Source organism: Pseudomonas anguilliseptica, assembly GCF_021375795.1.
In the GTDB taxonomy this organism is placed as follows: Bacteria; Pseudomonadota; Gammaproteobacteria; order Pseudomonadales; family Pseudomonadaceae; genus Aquipseudomonas; species Aquipseudomonas anguilliseptica_A.
In genome coordinates, this window is record NZ_JAEIOI010000002.1 from 546,797 (window position 1) to 564,941 (window position 18,145).

The following is an 18,145-nucleotide window of genomic DNA, read 5'->3' on the forward strand; positions in this document are numbered from 1 at the left end:
GTGACGAAATAGAACCCGCAGCGCTTGTGGCGCGGCGGAGTGGCAAGGCACACAGAGTGTGAAGGCAGCCGATCTGGCCACCTGGACTCGCTCTGCAAAACCGGATTCGCCCGACCCTTGCGGCGGCGAAGCCGACAGGATCACTGGGCGTCGGGTTGCACCTCCGGCGCAGCCTGTTTAAAGGCTTCCAGGGATTCACAACGCGCCGCCATGGCGAGGATGCGCGGATACGCATCAAGGTCACAGTTAAAACGGCGCGCATTATACAGCTGTGGAACCAGACAGGCTTCCAGATATCCCGGCCGCTCGCCGAGTGACAGGCGATCATTGAACACCACCAGACCCGCCTCGACCGCCGCCAGGCCTTTGTGCAGCCAATGGCGATACCAAAGGTCCTTGGCATTTTCGCCAACGCCCAGCTCACCGGTCAGGTACTGCAGTACCCGCAGGTTGTTCAGCGGGTGCAGATCGCAGGCGATATGCAGGGCCAGGGCACGCACCTGGGCGCGCTGCGCCGCATCACTGGGCAGTAGCGCCGGCGTCGGGAACATCTCATCCAGGTATTCAAGAATCGCCAGCGACTGGGCAATACGAACCCCGCCGTTGCCCTGGTCCACCAGCAACGGCAGCAGCTCTTGCGGATTCAGCGCCTGATACTCGGCCGAGTGCTGCTGACCGCCGTCTTTGACCAGGTGCACCGGCACTTGCTGGTAGGCAAGGCCCTTGAGGTTCAACGCGATGCGCACCCGGTAGGCGGCGCTTGAGCGCCAGTAACCGTAGAGCGTCAACTCAGTGTTCATAACGCTCTACCGCCTGGTCGATAGCGCCGAACAGGCTATGGCCAGCGGCATCAAACATCTCGATGCGCACGCGGTCACCAAACTTGAGGAACGGGGTTTTCGCCTCACCGTTCTCGATGACTTCCAGCATGCGTTTCTCGGCCAGGCAGGACGAACCCGCGCTGCGGTCATAGTTCGATACGGTGCCGGAACCGATGATGGTGCCGCTGCCCAGCGGGCGGGTCTTGGCGGCGTGAGCGACCAGCGTTGGGAAGTTGAAGGTCATATCCACGCCAGCGTTTGGCTGACCGAACAGCGCGCCATTGATATGCGAGACCAGCGGCCGATGCACCTTGCCATCGCGCCAGGTGTCACCCAGTTCGTCCGGGGTGATCGCCACGGGCGAGAAGCTCGATGACGGCTTGCTCTGATAAAAGCCAAAGCCCTTGGCCAGCTCGCCGGGAATCAGGTTACGCAGCGACACATCGTTGACCAGCATCAGCAGCTGGATATGCCCGGCAGCCTCGGCAGCGGTCGCGCCCATCGGCACGTCATCGGTGATCACCGCAATCTCGGCTTCCAGATCGATACCCCAGGCCTCATCGGCCATCTGAATCGGGCTGTGCGGCGGAATAAAGCAGTCAGCGCCGCCCTGGTACATCAATGGGTCATGCCAGAAGCTTTCCGGAATCTCGGCACCGCGCGCCTTGCGCACCAGCTCCACATGGTTGACGTAGGCGCTGCCATCGGCCCAGTGATAGGCGCGCGGCAACGGGCTGTGACAAGCCGCCTGATCGAAGGCAAACGCGCCCTCTTCCAGGCCATCGTTCAGACGCTGATACACCGCCTCCAGCTTGGGCTTGGCTACCGCCCAGTTATCCAACGCGGCCTGCAGGGTAACGGCAATCGCCGGGACTTCGGTGGCGCGGCTGAGGTCGCGCGACACCACGACGAGTACACCGTCGCGGCCTTGTTTCAGTGATGCGAGTTTCATCAGGATTCCTTGCCCGGCGCACGCCAGGAATTCACATATTCGGGAACATCCACCCCGGCGGCGGCTTCGCCGACTTCCAGGGCACGGCGGGTGTCGATCATCACCGCCACTTCATCGATAAAGGTCGCCGGATCGGTCTGCGCCTTCTTCAGTGCCTTGGGATGCGGGCCGTGAGGGAAACCGCACGGATGCAGAGTGACCATGCCCTGCTCGATATTGTCGCGGCTGAAGAAGTTGCCGCGGTGGTAGAACAGCACTTCGTCGTAGTCGTCGTTGTTGTGATAGAACGGCACCTTCAGCGCGCCGGGGTCGCTTTCCACCGGGCGCGGAGTAAAGGTGCAGATCACAAAACCATTGGCCACAAAGGTGGTGTGCGCCGACGGCGGCAAGTGATAGCGGTGGCTCATCAGCGGGCGAATATCCCGCCAGTTGAGACGCACCACGGTGTTGTCGCCATGCCAACCGACCACATCCAGCGGGTTGTACGGATAGGTCACGGTGCTGATCTGGCCACGGCTCTTGATGCGAATCTGCCAGGTGTTTTCGTCCTGCTGGGCCTTGAAGGCATCATCGATACGCGGATGATCCAGCACTGCCGGGTCGAAGATCGCCTGCGGGCCGAGCAAGCCCTTGTCCGGCAGCTGATAGGCACCATCGGTGCTCTCGATCAGCAGCATAAAGGTCGGCTCGCTAGCCTCGATACGCCAGGCGGTGCCGCGCGGTATCAGCAAATAGTCACCATCGCGATAGCTCAGGTGACCGAAATCGCAGTAGAACTCCCCTGCTCCCTCATGGATAAACAGCAGGTCATCGCCATCGGCATTGCGCACCAGATGGCCCATGGCGCCATGGGTTTTCCACACACGCAGCTTTATATCGCCGTTATGCAGGGTCAGCGGCGCAGCCAGCGGGCAGTCACGCTCGCTGGAAATATCATTGAAGTTGAACGCATGCGGGCGCAGCGGCCCCTGCCAATCGATCCAGCCGGTCGGCGGATGCTTGTGGTGCAGGTGCGCCGTGGGGCCGAAAAAGCCCTCGCGGCCCATCTCGCGTTCAAAGGTGCCTTCAGGAAAGTCGCAATGTGCCTGACGCGAGCATTCACCTTCACGCAGGGGAAAACTGATCCAGTTACGGCTCATGGCATCACTCCTCGGAGATCACGCCGCGCTTGATCTGGTCTTCTTCAATCGACTCGAACAGTGCCTTGAAGTTGCCCTCGCCAAAGCCCTGATTGCCCTTGCGCTGGATGATCTCGAAGAAGATTGGGCCAATCACAGTGTTGGTGAAAATCTGCAGCAGGATGCCGTCATCACCCGGCGCGCCGTCGATCAGGATGCTCAATTCACGCAGTACATCAGTCGGTTCGCCATGCCCGGCGACGCGGGTATCGACCTTGTCGTAATAGGTGCCGGGGGTGACCATAAATTGCACGCCGTTGGCCCGCAGCTGGCGCACGGTGGCGTAGATATCCTCGGTGCTCAGGGCAATATGCTGGATGCCTTCACCCTGGTACTCGCGGATAAATTCCTCGATCTGCGACTTGTCGTCGGCCGACTCGTTGATCGGGATGCGGATCTTGCCGCAGGGCGCGGTCATGGCGCGCGACAGCAAACCGGTGAGCTTGCCTTCAATATCGAAGTAGCGGATTTCGCGGAAGTTGGCGATGCGCTCATAGAACCCCGACCACACATCCATCTGCCCACGTTTGACGTTGTGAGTCAGGTGGTCCAGCTCTTTCAGGCCAACCGCATTGTCGTTCGGCGTGCGTCCTTCGATGTACTCGAAGTCGACGTCGTAAATGCTTTTTTCGCCGTAACGGTCAACCAAATACAGCAGCGAACCGCCGATGCCTTCCACACAGGGAATATTCAGCTCGCCGAAGTTGGCGTGGCTACCGACCAGTTTGGCGCCCTGAGACTCCACGTAGGCCGCAGCCTGAGCGGCGTTCTGCACACGGAAGGCCATGGCGCAAGCACTTGGGCCGTGCTTCAAGCCGAATTCACGCACATGCCCGGTCGGGCTGCCATTGAGGACGAAGTTGATATCGTTCTGCTGGAACAGCCAGACCTCTTTCGAGCGGTGTTTGGCAGTTTCGGTAAAGCCCATGGCGGTGAACAGCTCACGCAGCTGCTGAATGCCTTCGGGGGTCGGTGCGGTGTACTCGACAAACTCGAAGCCGTCGGTACCGATGGGGTTGTGCTGCTCGATCTTGTTCACGGCGTTCATTGCGCCTCCTCGTTGTTGTTTTGATCAACCGCTGCGCGATGCAACGGCGCGGGTTGACCTCATAACAACCGAGCGCAGCCCTGCTCACAAGCCAGCCCAGAACGCCCTTATGAGCTTATCTCCCAGGCTTTCGGCAAGTTTTCAATACACCCAGAAAAACAGCCTGTTTGCTGACTGCAACCACACGCACCGCGTAACGAAAGATTTACAAAGCGGTCGATTTAACTGCCAGGTGCGAGGCCGCACGGCGTTGGATTAATGCCCGACCCGCTATTGCGCTTGGTCTGCTTGGGCAATTTGCGCCATCGGGCTTCTCCCGTACACTGCACCAAACTCCCGCGCACGGACCGCCACTCATGTTGCCAACCCTCAAATGGGCCTGCCTTACACTGGGCCTGCTAAGCGCAATCAGCCATGCTGATGAACTACCTGACGACCCATTACTCACAGCCCCCAGCAGCAGTGCTGAGCGCGCAGTACGTGGCGTGTTACGCGCTCGTGATCAGGCTGTACTGGCGAGCGAACTGGCCGGGCGCATCATCGAAATGCCTTATAGCGATGGCCAGGACTTCAAAAAAGGCGATGTGCTGGTGCGCTTTGACTGCAGCGCCTATCAGGCCCAGCTCAATGCAGCTCAGGCCGCAGGGCGCGCCGCCCGCGAAGAACTGGCCCACAAGAAACAACTGGCCGCGCTGAACTCGGTGGGTCGCTTTGAAGTGGCGCTGGCCGAAGCCAAGCAGGCCCAGGCGAATGCCGAGACTCAGGTTTATCAGGTACAGGTCAAACGTTGCAGCGTCACCGCCCCGTTCAATGGCCGCGTGGTGCAACGCCGTGTGCAACCCCACGAAAGCGTCGCGGGTGGCACCGCGCTGCTAGAGATCGTCGACAACCGCACGCTGGAAGTGCACCTGCTGGTGCCATCGAGTTGGCTGGCGCGCCTCAAACCCGGCACGGTATTTCAGTTCACCCCAGATGAAACCGGCCAGCCGCTGCCGGTCGAAATCAAACGTCTGGGCGCGCGTATCGACGAAGGCAGCCAAACCCTGCTGCTGATCGGCAGCCTGCCTGCCAACAGCCAGGGCCTGCTCGCCGGCATGAGCGGCAGTGCAGATTTTTCGGAGGCGCAATGAGCGCCGCAGTACCCAGCCTGGCCGAACGCGTCTTTGCGCAGTTTTTACAACTCGAACACCAGGCCCGTGCAGCGAAAAACATCGACAGCCTGGCCTATGCACTGGCCAATGATGGCCAAGGATTGTTCGGCTATCGCCATGCAGCTCTACTGATTGCTGGCAAGGTCCGCGCCTTGACCGGCGTCAGTGTGGTTGAACCCAACGCCCCCTTTGTTGCTTTTGTTGAACACGCCGCCCGCCAGCTTCTGGCCCAGGGCCGTTCGGCTCAAGCACAGGTCATTCATGCAGAGTCGCTGGACAAGCAATCACTGGCGGACTGGCAGAGCCTGTCGGCCGCCGCCGTGTTCTGGCTACCGCTGCTGGACAAGCAGCAACAACCCTTTGGCGGCCTGTGGATTGCCCGCGACCAACCCTGGACGGATGCCGAACACGTGCTGCTTGCCCATCTGGGCGACGCTTACAGCCATGCCTGGTTGGCATTACAGCCCGGCAAACCGTGGCGCTTGCGTTGGCCACGCAAGAAAATCATCGGCGCGCTACTCGCCGCCTTGCTGCTGTTATTGCTGCCAGTGCGCCAATCCATACTGGCTCCGGCAGAGGTGGTGCCCCTGGGCGGTCAGGTGGTGGCAGCACCGCTGGATGGCGTCATTGCCGAGTTTCTGGTCAAACCCAACCAGGCTGTGAGCAAAGGCGACATTCTGTTGCGCTTCGACGCCACCAGTATCAAGGCCCAGGCCGATGTAGCCGAACGCAGCCTGAATGTTGCCGAGGCGGAACTCAAAGCCAATAGTCAACGCGCCTTTGCTGACGCTGACTCCAGCGCGCGAATTGACCTGTTCGCCGCCCGCGTGGAACAGAAACGCGCCGAGCGCGACTATGCCCGTGAATTACTGGCCCGTAGCGAAGTGCGCGCCGAGCGCGATGGTATTGCCGTATTCGCCGATGCTCAGCGCTGGATTGGCAAACCGGTACAAACCGGCGAACGGCTGATGGAAATCGCCGCTCCGGATCAGGCCGAACTGCGTATCGAACTGGCTGTCGGCGACGCGCTGGACTTCAAATCGGGCACCGAGGTGGCACTGTTCCTCGACAGCGATCCGCTCAACCGACACGCCGCTCACCTGCAACGCATCGCCTACGAGGCGCAGCCTACCAGCAGCGGCCAGCTGGCCTATCGCCTGGATGCCGAGTTTGCAGAGGTGCCGCCGCGCATCGGCCTGCGTGGCACCGCCAAATTGTTCGGCGAGCGCACCCCACTGGCGTTGTACCTGCTGCGCCGCCCGCTCGCCGCGCTGCGTCAGACCATAGGCCTGTAAATGCAACTGCCTTCGTTGCGCGCCGATCTGCAACTCTCTCCGGCCAGCCCGGCACTCGACGGTTCGCCACAGTGGACGCTCGCCGACCCATTGCGTGGCCGCTATTTCAAACTGGGTGCCACAGCCATGCGCCTGTTGCGTCACTGGCAACTGGGGGCCGCTGAACAGGTGTTACAGGCCGTCAACCGCGAGCCAGGTATCCCGCTGGGCCAGGGCGAGCTGGAAGAACTCCTGCGTTTTCTGCGCGGCCACGACCTGATTACCTCAACCGATAGCGAGCAACGCGCCAGCTATGCGGCCAAAGCCGAACAACTGCAGCAGAGCCTGTGGCAGCGGCTGTTGCATCAATACCTGTTCTTCCGTATTCCACTGTGGCGCCCGGACGCCTTCCTGGATCGCACCTGGTCCTGGCTGCGCCGTCATGGCCCCAATCTGCTGCGCCTCGGCTTACCGCTGCTGCTGTGCCTTGGCGTGTTTCTCGCGGCCCGTGACTGGGAACGCTTTATCGCCACCTTCCCGCACCTGTTCAGCCTCGGCGGCGCAGTTTCCTTCGCTATTGCCCTGACCTTCGCCAAGCTCTGCCACGAATTCGGTCACGCCTATATGGCCAAGCGCGCCGGTTGCCGGGTGCAGAGCATGGGCCTGGCCTTTATGGTCATGCTGCCGATGTTCTACACCGACGTCAGCGACGCCTGGCGCGTCAATGACCGCCGCTCAAGGCTGCTGATCGGTGCCGGTGGCGTACTCGCCGAACTGCTGCTGGCCTGCATCGCCCTGCTCGCCTGGTCACTGCTGCCCGACGGGCCGGCACGCACTGCGGCCTTTATGCTGGCCAGCGCCACCTGGATCACCACCCTGGTGATCAATCTCAATCCCTTTATGCGTTTTGACGGCTACTTCCTGATCAGCGATCTATGGGGCGTCGACAACCTGCAGAACCGCGCATTCGCCCTGTGTCGCTGGCGCCTGCGTGAGGCGCTGTTCGGCTATGGCGAAGCGGCACCGGAACCCTGGTCACCCAGCAAGCAACGCAAGCTGCTGATCTGGGGCTATGGTTCCTGGCTATGGCGCGCAGCGTTGTTTATCGGCATCGCCTTGGCGGTGTACCACATGTTTTTCAAACTACTGGGCATCTTCCTGATGCTGGTGGAGTTGGCCTGGTTTATCGGCCTGCCGATCTGGCGCGAAATGCAGGAGTGGAGCAAGCGTCGCGCACAGGCCGACTCGCGCAAAGTGCTGATCACCGGCCTGGGACTCGGCGCAGTGCTCTTGGTGCTGATCGTGCCCTGGCGCAGCTCGGTAGAAATACCAGCCCTGCTCGAAGCCTCGCGCGCCAGCGCCCTGCATGCGCCGGTGGCCGCGCGCTTGAACGCGGTACACGTACGAAACGGGCAGAGTGTGATGGCCGGCGATGTATTGTTGGAGCTGGACTCGCCCGACCTGGACTCGCGCCAGGCCATTGTGCGTCGCGAAATCGAGATTCTTCAGTTGCAGCTCAAACGCCAAGCCGGGCGCAGCGAAACTGCGGCCGACAGCACCATCCTCGAACAGAACCTGGCCACCGCCGTCGCCGAGTACCGCGGGCTCGCTGCTCAGCGCCAACGCCTGCAACTGCGTGCCCCGCATGACGGCCAGGTACGCGACCTGCCAGCGGATCTGAAAGCTGGCCGCTGGTTGTCGACACAACAACCGCTGTTGCGCGTCGTCGAGCAACAGGTGCGCCTGCGTGGCTACCTGGCAGAAGAATCATTGTGGCGTGTTGAGCCCGGCAGCAATGGCCACTTTATCGCCAGCGCCGACCCGCTGCGCCCGGCGCTGGCAGTAACGCTTAGCGAGGTGGACACCACCGGTGCCGCTTATCTCGATCAGGCCGCGCTGGCCTCGGACCACGGCGGGCCGATTGCCGTGCGCCGCGACGAACAACAACGCGCACAGCCACTGCAAGCCCAGTACGGCGTACGCCTGACCCCGCAAGAGCCAGGCGTGCCCCTCACACAACCGCAACTGGGTGTAGCCATACTCGACGGCCGCCGTGAATCGATCATCGCTGCCGTTTGGCGTCGGATTGCCGCTTTGGGGGTGCGCGAAAGTGGTTTCTAGTCCGTTCGGTCAGATTGGCCGTGTGGGCCATTGACAGTTGATGTGCAAGCCAGACAAATTCGCGTTTTGATTAGTGGCCGAATGCAATCAGAAGGATCTGCGTCATGTTCTGGAACAAGAATAAGAACACCGCGAATAACACCAGCGCAGCGCCTATCCGCTCGCCCCTGGCCCTTTCCCTAGAACCACGCATGCTGTTCGACGGCGCGGTGGCCGCCACCGTGGCCGATGCTGCGGCGAGTCCGCCAACAGCGGCTCCCGACGCTCAAGAAAGCACCACCAGCGATACATCCAGCCACGATGGGCTAGCAGCTACGCCTACCGCTGGTACCGCCGACCAGCGCCAGGAAGTGGTGTTCATCGATGGCCAGGTCACCAATAAGCAGCAATTGATCGACAGCCTTGCGCCAGGCACCGAAGTGGTCGTGCTCGATAGCAACCAGGATGGCTTGCAGCAGATCGCCGACTATTTAGATGGGCGTGAAGGCATCGACGCGGTGCATATCTTCAGTCACGGCGGCGCGGGCAAGCTATTACTCGGTAACACCTGGATCGATGCCGACACACTCGATGCCCGCAGCGCTGTATTGGCCCAACTCGGAAGCGTGTTCAGCGAGCAGGGCGACCTGCTGCTTTACGGATGCGATGTCGCCAGCGGCGATAAGGGCGCCGACTTCATTCAACGCCTGGCAAGCGCTACGGGCACCGACGTGGCGGCAAGCAACGATGACTCCGGCTCCAGCAGCGTTGGCGGCGATAGCGAACTGGAAATGCACATCGGTGGGGTGGAAGCGGCAGCGCTGTCGTTGGAGTCCTATCAGGCAAAGCTCGATGGCGGCACCCTTACCTACAGCATGCCGGGCAACCAGGACTTCGGCGCAGTATTCAACGACGGCGAGGGTGGTACTACCAATCTGCCAGACCTCGATATTGATATTTACTACACCGATGGTTCCAACGGCACCGGTAGCACTACGGGCACCGTCATCGGGTGGCAACCAGAGCTGTGGCCCACCTATCCTCAGATTCACACGCTGTATTCCAGCCTGTCGAATAACAATGGCTATCCGAAATCGATGGTCATCGAATCATCCAATGGGCAAGAATTCAACCTCGAAAGCATGACATTGGTAGATGTGTACTGGCAGTTTATGTGGCCAGAAAACGAAGTTCAGCACACCATTACCGCCTATCGTGATGGCAGCATCGTAGCCACCAACCAGTTCTATATCCCCCGGAACGACGTCGACGGCGTCTACGTTATTGATCAGAGCAGCGTGCTCTCTGCTGCAGGATTCCGTTCTGCTGACCGCATCGTTATCACCCACAGCGGCCTTAACGACGGTATGTTGTATGGCTTCAATAGCATCGTCTTTGGCAATACCAATACCGCGCCAGTAGTCAACGACCTCGGTGGTGGCTCCGTGACCTTCACCGAGGGTGGTAGCCCCGTGCTGCTGGACGAAAACGCAGATGCCACGGTGAGCGACAGCGACTCAGCCAACTTCGACACGGGTAATGTCACCGTCTCTATCGTCAGCAATGGCGTCGGTGCGGAAGACGTGCTGTCCATTCGCAACCAGGGCACAGACGCCGGGAAGATCGGCGTATCCGGCGCTGCCATTACTTATGGCGGCACACAGATCGGCACCTACACAGGCGGCACTGCCAGCAGCAACCTGGTCATCACCCTCGACAGCGATGCCACGCCCGCAGCCGTTCAGGCGCTGGTACGCAACCTGACCTACTCCAACAGCAATAACAGCGACCCCAATAACGCAACACGCACTGTACGAATCACTGTCAGCGATGGTGATGGCGGTACCAGCAGCAATGCCGATGTCACGGTCAATGTGACTGGCGTAAATGACGCACCCACTCTGACCGCCACCGGCGGCACGCCTACTTATACCGAAAACGGCAGCGCAGTCGATCTGTTTAGCGGAGTCAGCATTGGCGCTATCGAATCAGGCCAGACCATCACCGGCATGACCCTGACCGTCAGCAACCTGGCCGACGGCAGCAGCGAGATACTGGTTATCGACGGCTCGACTATCGCACTGATCAACGGCAGCAGCGGCACCACTGCCAGTAATGGCATCAGCTATTTGATCAGCCTGGTCGGTAGTACTGCGGCAGTGAGTCTGGACATGGCCGGGGGCGTCAGCACAGCCGTTGCACAGACCGTGGTCGATGGCATGAGTTATCGCAACAGCAGCGACACGCCGAGCACGGCTACGCGGGTCATCACCTTGACCGGCATCACCGACAATGGCGGCACCGCCAACGGCGGTGTCAATAGCACAGTGGTTTCGATTGCAGCGTCGGTATCGGTCAGTGCCGTTAATGATGCTCCAATCGTAACCAGCACCGGCGGTTCCAGTGCGTTCAGCGAGGGTGGCAGCAGTGTCGTGATCTGTGCAGGGCTCACACTTAGCGACGTGGACAACAGCACTCTCAGCAGTGCCACTGTAAGCATCACCGGTAACTTCCAGTCTGGCGAAGACATATTGGCCTTTACCAATGATGGAAGCAGCATGGGTAACATCACCGCCAGCTACAACGCCGGCACTGGCGTGATGACGCTCACTTCGGCAGGAGCCACCGCCACGCTGGCGCAGTGGCAGGCCGCCCTACGCTCGGTGACGTACAGCAATGGCAGTGAAGCCCCTAACACGGCCACTCGTACGATCAGCTTCGTGGCTAACGATGGTCAGAGTGATAGCACGGCAGCTACCAAGACTGTCAGTATCACGGCCGTTAATGATGCACCACTGGTTACGGCTCCGATAACCATCGGCGTTACCGAGGATACGCCCAGCGCCATTACAGGCATCAGCTTCAGTGATGTCGATGCTGGTAGCAGTTCGGTCACCGTAACCCTGTCCGTTACCTCGGGCAGCCTGGCCGCTACCAGCGACGGCGGCGTGACGATTGGCGGCACCAGCAGCGCGTTAACCCTTACGGGCAGCATCAGCAACATCAATACCTTTATAGCCGGCAGCAATGTCAGCTTTACCACAGCAGCCAACGCCACAGCCGACGTCACGCTGACTGCCAGCATCAACGATGGGGGCAATACCGGCAGCGGTGGCGCGCAAAGCGCCAACGACGTCATCACGTTGCAGGTTACGGCCATCAACGATGCGCCGACTATTACTGCGCCAGGTTCTATTTCCATCACTGAAGATGTGCCAGGTGCCCTGACCGGTATCTCGTTCGCCGATGTAGATGCCGGCAGCGGCAACGTAACAGTGACCCTTTCAGTGGCCAGCGGCACGCTCAGTGCCACCAGTAGCGGTGGCGTTACTGTTGGCGGCACTGCAAGCGCCTTAACCCTGAGCGGCACTATTGCCGATATCAATGCCTTTATCGCGGCATCCGGGGTCAGCTTCACCACCGCCAGCAACGCCGTCTCCAACGTTACGCTAACCGTTGCGATCAACGATGGCGGCAATTCTGGCAGCGGCGGCGCACAAACCGACAGCACCACGGTGACGCTCACTGTCACGGCGGTGAACGACGCACCCGTTAACTCGCTCCCTGCGGCGCAGAGCGTCGATCAAGACTCCAGCCTGGTATTCAACAATGGCAACGGCAACCTGATCAGCATCAGCGATGTGGATGCTGGCTCCAATAGCGTCGAAGTAACGCTTGCCGCCAGCAATGGCCTGCTGACGCTCGGCAGTACCAGCGGGCTCTCCTTCCAGGTGGGCTCGGGCACTGGTGATGCGACGATGACCTTCGCAGGTAGCCTCGTGAATATCAACAACGCCCTGAACGGCCTGACCTTTACCCCTACCAGCGGTTACAACGGCCCGGCAAGCCTGCAGATCACCAGCGACGACCTGGGCAGCAGTGGCAGCGGCGGCGCGCAGACCGATACCGATACACTCACTATCACCGTCAATAGCCTCAACCCGCGCATCACCTCCGTCAGCTCCAGCACTGCAGATGGCACCTACAAAGTCGGCGATACCGTCACCATCACTACCACTTTCAGTGAGGCGGTGACAGTCGCTGGCGGCACACCGACATTGTTGCTAGAAACGGGCAGTGTCGACCGCATTGCCACCTATGTGTCCGGCTCTGGCAGTAATACCCTGACCTTCAGTTATACAGTGCAGGCCGGAGATCTCAGCGCAGATCTGGATTACCAATCCACAGCCGCCCTTGGCCTTAATGGCGCGACCATCCGTGGAGCAACATCTAATGATGCCGTGCTTACACTACCGACTATGGGCACTGCAGGTTCATTAGGCGCTAACAAAGACATTGCTATCGATGGCGTCGCCGCCACAGTCAGCTCGGTATCTGTGCCAGCCAACGGCACCTACGTGGCCGGGCAAAACCTCGATTTCACTGTCAACTTGTCGGAAAGCGTCATCGTCGACACCACCGGCGGAACACCACGAATAGCGATCACCCTAGACACTGGCGGAACTGTCTATGCGAGCTATCTGTCAGGCTCCGGCAGCAGTGCCTTGGTCTTCCGCTTGACGGTGGCCAATGGTCAGATGGACAGCAATGGCATCAGCCTGGGCGGTAGCATCGACGCCCATGACGGCACCCTGCGCGACGCGGCCGGCAATAACAGCATTACCACCTTGAACTCGGTCGGCAGCACGACCGCGGTATTGGTCGACGCCGTTGCGCCGCAAGTAAACGCCATCAGCCTGGATAGCGCCTCGCCCACCAACGCCTCCAGCGTTACCTTTACCGTGACCTTCAGTGAAGACGTCAGTGGCGTTGATATCAGTGATTTCAGCCTGGTAACCAGCGGTAGCGTCAACGCCACTCTGCAATCGCTGACACAGATTGATCCACGCACTTACCAGGTAACAGTCGACAGCATCACCGGGCTTGGCAACCTGGGGCTGAACCTGAATGCCAATGGCACCGGTATCACCGATAACGCCAGCAATGCCATAGCCAGTGCCTTCACGGGCCAGGCTTACACTATTGGTATTCCGGCGGTCACGCCAACGCCCGATGTCACGGGGGATCCGGAATTCCGCACGTCTGACCCGGTGACACTGCCGAACTTACCGAATGTTCCGCTGCAACCGCAGATTTTCGGCCCGCCAACCGGTGACATCGGTTCACCGCTGGTCTTTTCGCCGCTGTTCGAGCAACGCACGCTAGGCAGCAGCGTCCCGCCTTTGGGCAATATTTTCATCAGTAACGGTGCCCTGGCCCCGAGCTTTATCGCGCAAGTATTTACCAGTAGCGACAGTGGCGGTAACGGTTCCGGTGCTGGTTTCCTCGGTTTCGGTGGCGGTGACGGCGGCGTATTCGGCTCCAGTACTCTATCTGGCATATTCGGCAAGGAAAGCGCGCCGGAGGCTGGGCAACTGAAGGTCTTCGACGGCAAAACATGGGGTAGCAGTGACGCCAGCCAGGGGCTCAGAGGGGTCTTTGGCGCGCCAACGCTGAGCCAGCAACTGGATGATCTGCATAAAGCAGAGCACCGCCAGGTTCGTGAACTGGCCCAGGCACTGGGACAATTTGAAACCACGACACCGCAAGCCTGAACACAACAAAAATTTAGCTAAGCGCTTCAAGCCGTTTTTAGGGGGCGGCCCAAGGATGAATAATAAATACAAGCTGTTCAGCGTAAGCCTGCTTGCACTGGCCATCAGCGGTTGTGCCGTCACCAGCCAACCCATCGACCGCAGCGTCAGTGAACAACGCGCGCAGGCTGATTTGCAGAGCATGTTCAAGGACCAGGAGCCGCTCAATGGCCCATTGACGCTGCACGACGCCATGGCCCGCGCAGTCAAGTACAACCTTGAGGCCCGGTTGAAGGTGATGGAGGAAGCCCTGGCCCAACGCCAGGTCGATCTTGCCTCCTTTGACATGCTGCCGCGTATGGCCCTCTCCGCCGGCTACGCAGGCCGTGACAATGTCAGCGCATCCAGTAGTGAAAGCATCAAGACCGGTACCCAATCGCTGGAGCCTTCCACGTCCCAGGATCGCGACCGAGGCGTAGCGGATCTGACCATGGTGTGGAACGTGCTGGACTTTGGTGTGGCCTACGTCAGCGCCAAACAACAAGGCGATCAACGCCTGATCGTTCAGGAGCGCCGCCGCAAGGTAGTCAATACGATCATTCAGGATGTGCGCTCGGCATATTGGCGGGCGTTGGCGGCCGAACGCCTGCTCGCCCAGATCGACAGCCTGATGGTGCGTGTCAATCAGGCGCGTGATAACAGTCAACGTCTGAGCGAACAGCGCATTGGTGACCCCGTTCAGGCCCTCAGCTATCAACGCGCCCTGATCGAAGCCACCCGCCAGTTGGAAGACCAGCGCCGCGCCTTGTCTCTAGCCAAGACCGAACTGGCGACGCTGATCAACCTGCCGATCGGCAGCAATGTCAGCCTGGCCGCCAGTGATGATTACCCAGTGCCGCAACTCAATGTCGACCTCAGCGTGTTGGAACAGGAAGCGCTGGCCACCCGTCCAGAGCTGCGTGAGCAAGACTATCAAGCACGCATCAGTGCCGCAGAAACGCGTAAGGCCATGCTGCGTCTGTTGCCCGGTCTGGAGTTCTCCGCCGGCGGTCACTACGACAGCAACAGCTTTCTGGTTAACCAGAGCTGGGCAGACTATGGCGTGAAGATCACCTGGAACCTGTTTAACGTGCTCTCGGCACCCGCTTCCATCAATGTCGCCAAAGCCGGTGAGCAAGTCGCCGAAGCCCGCCGTCAGGCCATGTCCATGGCCATTCTGGCGCAGCTTTATGTAGCCAACGCCAACTTCAACGAAGCCCAACGCCAATTCCAGACTAGCCAGCAGTTGGCAGGGCTCGACAGCCAGATCGTCGAGCAACTGCGCAACCGCTACAAAGCCCAGGGTATTGGCGAGCTGGAGCTGATCCAGGGTGAGTTGAATGCACTGCAGGCCAATCTACGCCGTGACCTGTCTTATGCCGAGCTGCGCAACAGCTATGGTCAGCTGTTCGCCAGTGCCGGTCTTGATCCGTTACCGGAACAACTGCCATCGGACGAGTTGAGTGCTATTGCAGACGCGCTGAGCAACACCGAAACACGCTGGCAACAAGGCAATATCCGCCCAGGTATTTAACCCAACTCCAAGCAATAAAAAAGGCGCTGAGATCAGCGCCTTTTTTATTGCCAGAAACCATGCGGGTGGATGAAAAAGTGTTATCCGCCCTACTTTTGCCGGCTCTGCTATTAGTGCTGCAGATGGCCGTAGAGCTTGGCATAGAGCCCGCCTTCGGCAATCAACTCCTGGTGACCACCGTCTTCGGCGATGCTGCCACCATCGAACACCAGCACTCGATCCGCCTGCTTAACCGCGCTCAGGCGGTGGGCGATGATCAACGTGGTGCGGCCATGGAGGAATTGATTGAGCGCCTGGTGCAGGGCGTATTCGGTGGCGGCGTCCAGGGCCGAGGTGGCCTCATCAAGGATCACCACTTTCGGCTCAGCCAGCACCATACGGGCAATGGCCAGGCGCTGACGCTGACCACCGGAGAGGCGTACACCGGAGCGGCCGACGATGCTGTCCAAGCCTTGCGGCAAGGCCTGGATGGTATCGGCCAGCTGGGCGATCTGCAGGGCGTGCCAGCAGGCCTCGTCACTGCGTTCGCGGCCCATGCACAGGTTGGCGCGCACTGTGTCGTTGAATAGCGCCGGATGCTGCAGCACCACCGCCACATGCTCGCGTACGGCTTCCAGACCGATTTCTTCCTGGCTGCTGCCGCCAAAACGGATGGTTCCCGCCTGCGGCGTGTACAAGCCGAGCAGCAGCTGCACCAGGGTGCTCTTACCACCGCCACTGGCACCAACGATGGCGACCTTCTCACCCGGTGCGATGCTCAGATTGAGGTGATCCAGCACCGGTTCATCGTTATAGGCAAAGGTCAGCCCGCTGACTTCGATGCCCACTGTGTCGCGACCCTTGAACGGGTCGACGCGGCCGGGGTATTGCGGCTCGTCCTTGCGTGCCAGCAGCTCGTTGATCCGGCTCAAAGCACCACCGGCGGCGTAGAAGGCATATTGCAGGCTGAGCAGCTGCTCAACCGGACCGATCATGAACCACAGGTAACTGAACACCGCGAGCATCTGGCCGATCGACAGGTCGGAGAACAGTACGGTGAGCATCGCCGCCGCGCGGAACACGTCGATACCAAACTGGAACAACAGACCGCTGGCGCGATTCGAAGCATCGGTCTTCCACTGCGAGGCCACGGCGTAGTCGCGCACTTCCTTGGCGCGGCCGCCCAAGCGGCCGAGGAAAAAGCCCTGGCGGTTGCCGGCGCGGATTTCCTGAATCGCTTCGAGGGTTTCGGTCAGCGCCTGGGTAAAGCGCGAAGTGCTGTCGTTCTCCAGCTTCTTCAGGTGTTTGACCCGTTTGCCCAGCTGCACAGTGGCGTAGATCACCAGCGGGTTGAACAGCAGGATCAGTAACGCCAGCTGCCAGTGCATCCAGATCAGAATCGCCGAGGTGCCCGCCAGAGTGAGCATGGCCACCAGAAAGCGGCTGAGGGTTTCACCGACAAACTTGTCCAGGGTGTCGAGGTCGGTGACCAGGTGCGTGGTTACGGTGCCGCCGCCAAGGCTTTCGTACTCACCAAGGGAAATCCGCTTGAGCCGCTCGATCAGGCGAATACGGATGCGGTAGACGATGTCTTTCGACAAGCGGGCGAACAGCCGCGCCTGCAGCACGTTGAACACCAGCGCACCACCGCGCAGTAACAGGGTCAGCACCAGCATCAGGCCGATATAGCCGGCGGCGGTTTCCCAGTGCGCCGGCAGGAAGTTGTCCATCACCTTGAGCGCGGCGTCACCGTCGTTGAGCAGCACTTCGTCGACCAGAAGCGGCAGCAGCAGCGGGATCGGCACGCTGCACAGGGTCGCCAGTACAGCAACCAGGTTGGCCCAGATCAGCGCCTTCTTGTGCTGCAGGGCCAGCCGACGAATCTCGGCCCAGCTCAACCGGTCAGGCATGGGTGTTGCGCTCCAGCCAGCGCGCCAGCAAGGGTTGTAACGCTTCCAGAGGCTGATAGCCATTGGTTAGCAAGGCCAGTTGGCCGTCGCGTTCAGCGAGCAGCGTGGGAAAGCCGGCAATGCCCAAATCCTGGGTCCAGCTGAAGTCGGCGGCAGTGGCAACACGCTGTGCGGCGCTGTCGAAGGCTTCGGCAAATTCGATGCGCGGAATCCCTGCACGCTCAGCCAACTCCACCAATACACTGGCGCGGGTGACATCAACGCCCTCGGTATAGAACGCGCGCTGGATCAACTGAGCCAGCGGCCAGACCAGTTCGGGGGCCAGGTTGCGCGCCGTGACCAATGCACGGCAGGCCGGTTCGGTGTCATAAACCAATCCTTCTGGCAGGCCGGCATTGAAGTTGAACAGCTGCCCGGTGCTGGCATTCACCGCCTGCCAGTACCCCAGGTAACGCACCCGAGCAGCGCCATCGATGGCCACACTGTCACGACGCAAGCCGCCGAGCACTAATTCCAGAGCGACGCCAGCCGCAGCGGCCTGCTCAGCGAGGGACTCCAGCACCGGGGCAAACCCCCAGCACCATGAACACATCGGGTCCATCACATACAGCAGGCGTGCGCGCAT

General features: G+C 60.5%; 11 protein-coding genes. 5 read left to right on the forward strand and 6 right to left on the reverse strand.

Annotated elements, in window-relative coordinates; translation table 11 throughout:
- Positions 1 to 140: 140 nt before the first annotated feature.
- The 4 genes from maiA to hppD are packed head-to-tail and all read right to left on the reverse strand — an operon-like array spanning position 141 to position 3,999.
- Positions 141 to 800 carry a maleylacetoacetate isomerase gene (maiA, locus tag IOD17_RS10385; RefSeq protein WP_233685017.1) on the reverse strand — a complete coding sequence of 220 codons (660 nt, stop codon included), beginning with the start codon at positions 798 to 800 and terminating at the stop codon, positions 141 to 143.
- A complete protein-coding gene (locus IOD17_RS10390; RefSeq protein WP_233685018.1) occupies positions 790 to 1,773 on the reverse strand; it encodes a fumarylacetoacetate hydrolase family protein in 984 nt (327 codons plus the stop codon). Before IOD17_RS10390 ends, maiA begins: the two co-directional genes overlap by 11 nt.
- Complete coding sequence (locus IOD17_RS10395; RefSeq protein ID WP_233685019.1) at positions 1,773 to 2,912, reverse strand: homogentisate 1,2-dioxygenase; 1,140 nt, start codon at positions 2,910 to 2,912, stop codon at positions 1,773 to 1,775. The genes IOD17_RS10390 and IOD17_RS10395 overlap by 1 nt, the downstream gene beginning before the upstream one ends.
- A 4-nt stretch (positions 2,913 to 2,916) precedes the next feature.
- Entirely contained in the window at positions 2,917 to 3,999 is a 1,083-nt protein-coding gene (hppD, locus tag IOD17_RS10400; protein ID WP_233685020.1) for a 4-hydroxyphenylpyruvate dioxygenase, read from the reverse strand.
- A gap of 356 nt (positions 4,000 to 4,355) precedes the next feature.
- On the opposite strand from hppD, the gene IOD17_RS10405 reads away from it, so the two are divergent.
- The 5 genes from IOD17_RS10405 to IOD17_RS10425 all read left to right on the forward strand — a co-directional run bounded on the left by IOD17_RS10405 (position 4,356) and on the right by IOD17_RS10425 (position 15,631).
- Positions 4,356 to 5,129, forward strand: a complete 774-nt coding sequence (locus tag IOD17_RS10405; protein WP_233685021.1) for an efflux RND transporter periplasmic adaptor subunit — start codon at positions 4,356 to 4,358, stop codon at positions 5,127 to 5,129.
- Positions 5,126 to 6,445 carry an efflux RND transporter periplasmic adaptor subunit gene (locus IOD17_RS10410; protein WP_233685022.1) on the forward strand — a complete coding sequence of 440 codons (1,320 nt, stop codon included), beginning with the start codon at positions 5,126 to 5,128 and terminating at the stop codon, positions 6,443 to 6,445. Before IOD17_RS10405 ends, IOD17_RS10410 begins: the two co-directional genes overlap by 4 nt.
- Complete coding sequence (locus IOD17_RS10415; protein WP_233685023.1) at positions 6,446 to 8,545, forward strand: HlyD family secretion protein; 2,100 nt, start codon at positions 6,446 to 6,448, stop codon at positions 8,543 to 8,545.
- 104 nt (positions 8,546 to 8,649) lie between these two features.
- A complete protein-coding gene (locus IOD17_RS10420; RefSeq protein WP_233685024.1) occupies positions 8,650 to 14,079 on the forward strand; it encodes a DUF4347 domain-containing protein in 5,430 nt (1,809 codons plus the stop codon).
- 73 nt (positions 14,080 to 14,152) lie between these two features.
- Positions 14,153 to 15,631 (forward strand): TolC family protein, encoded by a 1,479-nt coding sequence (locus IOD17_RS10425; protein WP_233685220.1) that lies wholly within the window; start codon positions 14,153 to 14,155, stop codon positions 15,629 to 15,631.
- A 110-nt stretch (positions 15,632 to 15,741) separates the two neighbouring features.
- Here the strand turns inward: IOD17_RS10425 and IOD17_RS10430 are convergent, their stop codons facing one another.
- Both IOD17_RS10430 and IOD17_RS10435 read right to left on the reverse strand, forming a co-directional pair.
- Positions 15,742 to 17,520, reverse strand: coding sequence for an ABC transporter ATP-binding protein (locus tag IOD17_RS10430; protein ID WP_233685025.1), 1,779 nt, complete (start codon positions 17,518 to 17,520; stop codon positions 15,742 to 15,744).
- Complete coding sequence (locus IOD17_RS10435; RefSeq protein WP_233685026.1) at positions 17,513 to 18,145, reverse strand: DsbA family protein; 633 nt, start codon at positions 18,143 to 18,145, stop codon at positions 17,513 to 17,515. The genes IOD17_RS10430 and IOD17_RS10435 overlap by 8 nt, the downstream gene beginning before the upstream one ends.

Coding starts and splice junctions, on each gene's coding strand:
- maiA (WP_233685017.1), bottom strand. CDS start 800: ATGAACACTGAGTTGACGCTCTACGGTTACTGGCGCTCAAGCGCCGCC.
- IOD17_RS10390 (WP_233685018.1), bottom strand. CDS start 1,773: ATGAAACTCGCATCACTGAAACAAGGCCGCGACGGTGTACTCGTCGTG.
- IOD17_RS10395 (WP_233685019.1), bottom strand. CDS start 2,912: ATGAGCCGTAACTGGATCAGTTTTCCCCTGCGTGAAGGTGAATGCTCG.
- hppD (WP_233685020.1), bottom strand. CDS start 3,999: ATGAACGCCGTGAACAAGATCGAGCAGCACAACCCCATCGGTACCGAC.
- IOD17_RS10405 (WP_233685021.1), top strand. CDS start 4,356: ATGTTGCCAACCCTCAAATGGGCCTGCCTTACACTGGGCCTGCTAAGC.
- IOD17_RS10410 (WP_233685022.1), top strand. CDS start 5,126: ATGAGCGCCGCAGTACCCAGCCTGGCCGAACGCGTCTTTGCGCAGTTT.
- IOD17_RS10415 (WP_233685023.1), top strand. CDS start 6,446: ATGCAACTGCCTTCGTTGCGCGCCGATCTGCAACTCTCTCCGGCCAGC.
- IOD17_RS10420 (WP_233685024.1), top strand. CDS start 8,650: ATGTTCTGGAACAAGAATAAGAACACCGCGAATAACACCAGCGCAGCG.
- IOD17_RS10430 (WP_233685025.1), bottom strand. CDS start 17,520: ATGCCTGACCGGTTGAGCTGGGCCGAGATTCGTCGGCTGGCCCTGCAG.
- IOD17_RS10435 (WP_233685026.1), bottom strand. CDS start 18,145: ATGCGCGCACGCCTGCTGTATGTGATGGACCCGATGTGTTCATGGTGC.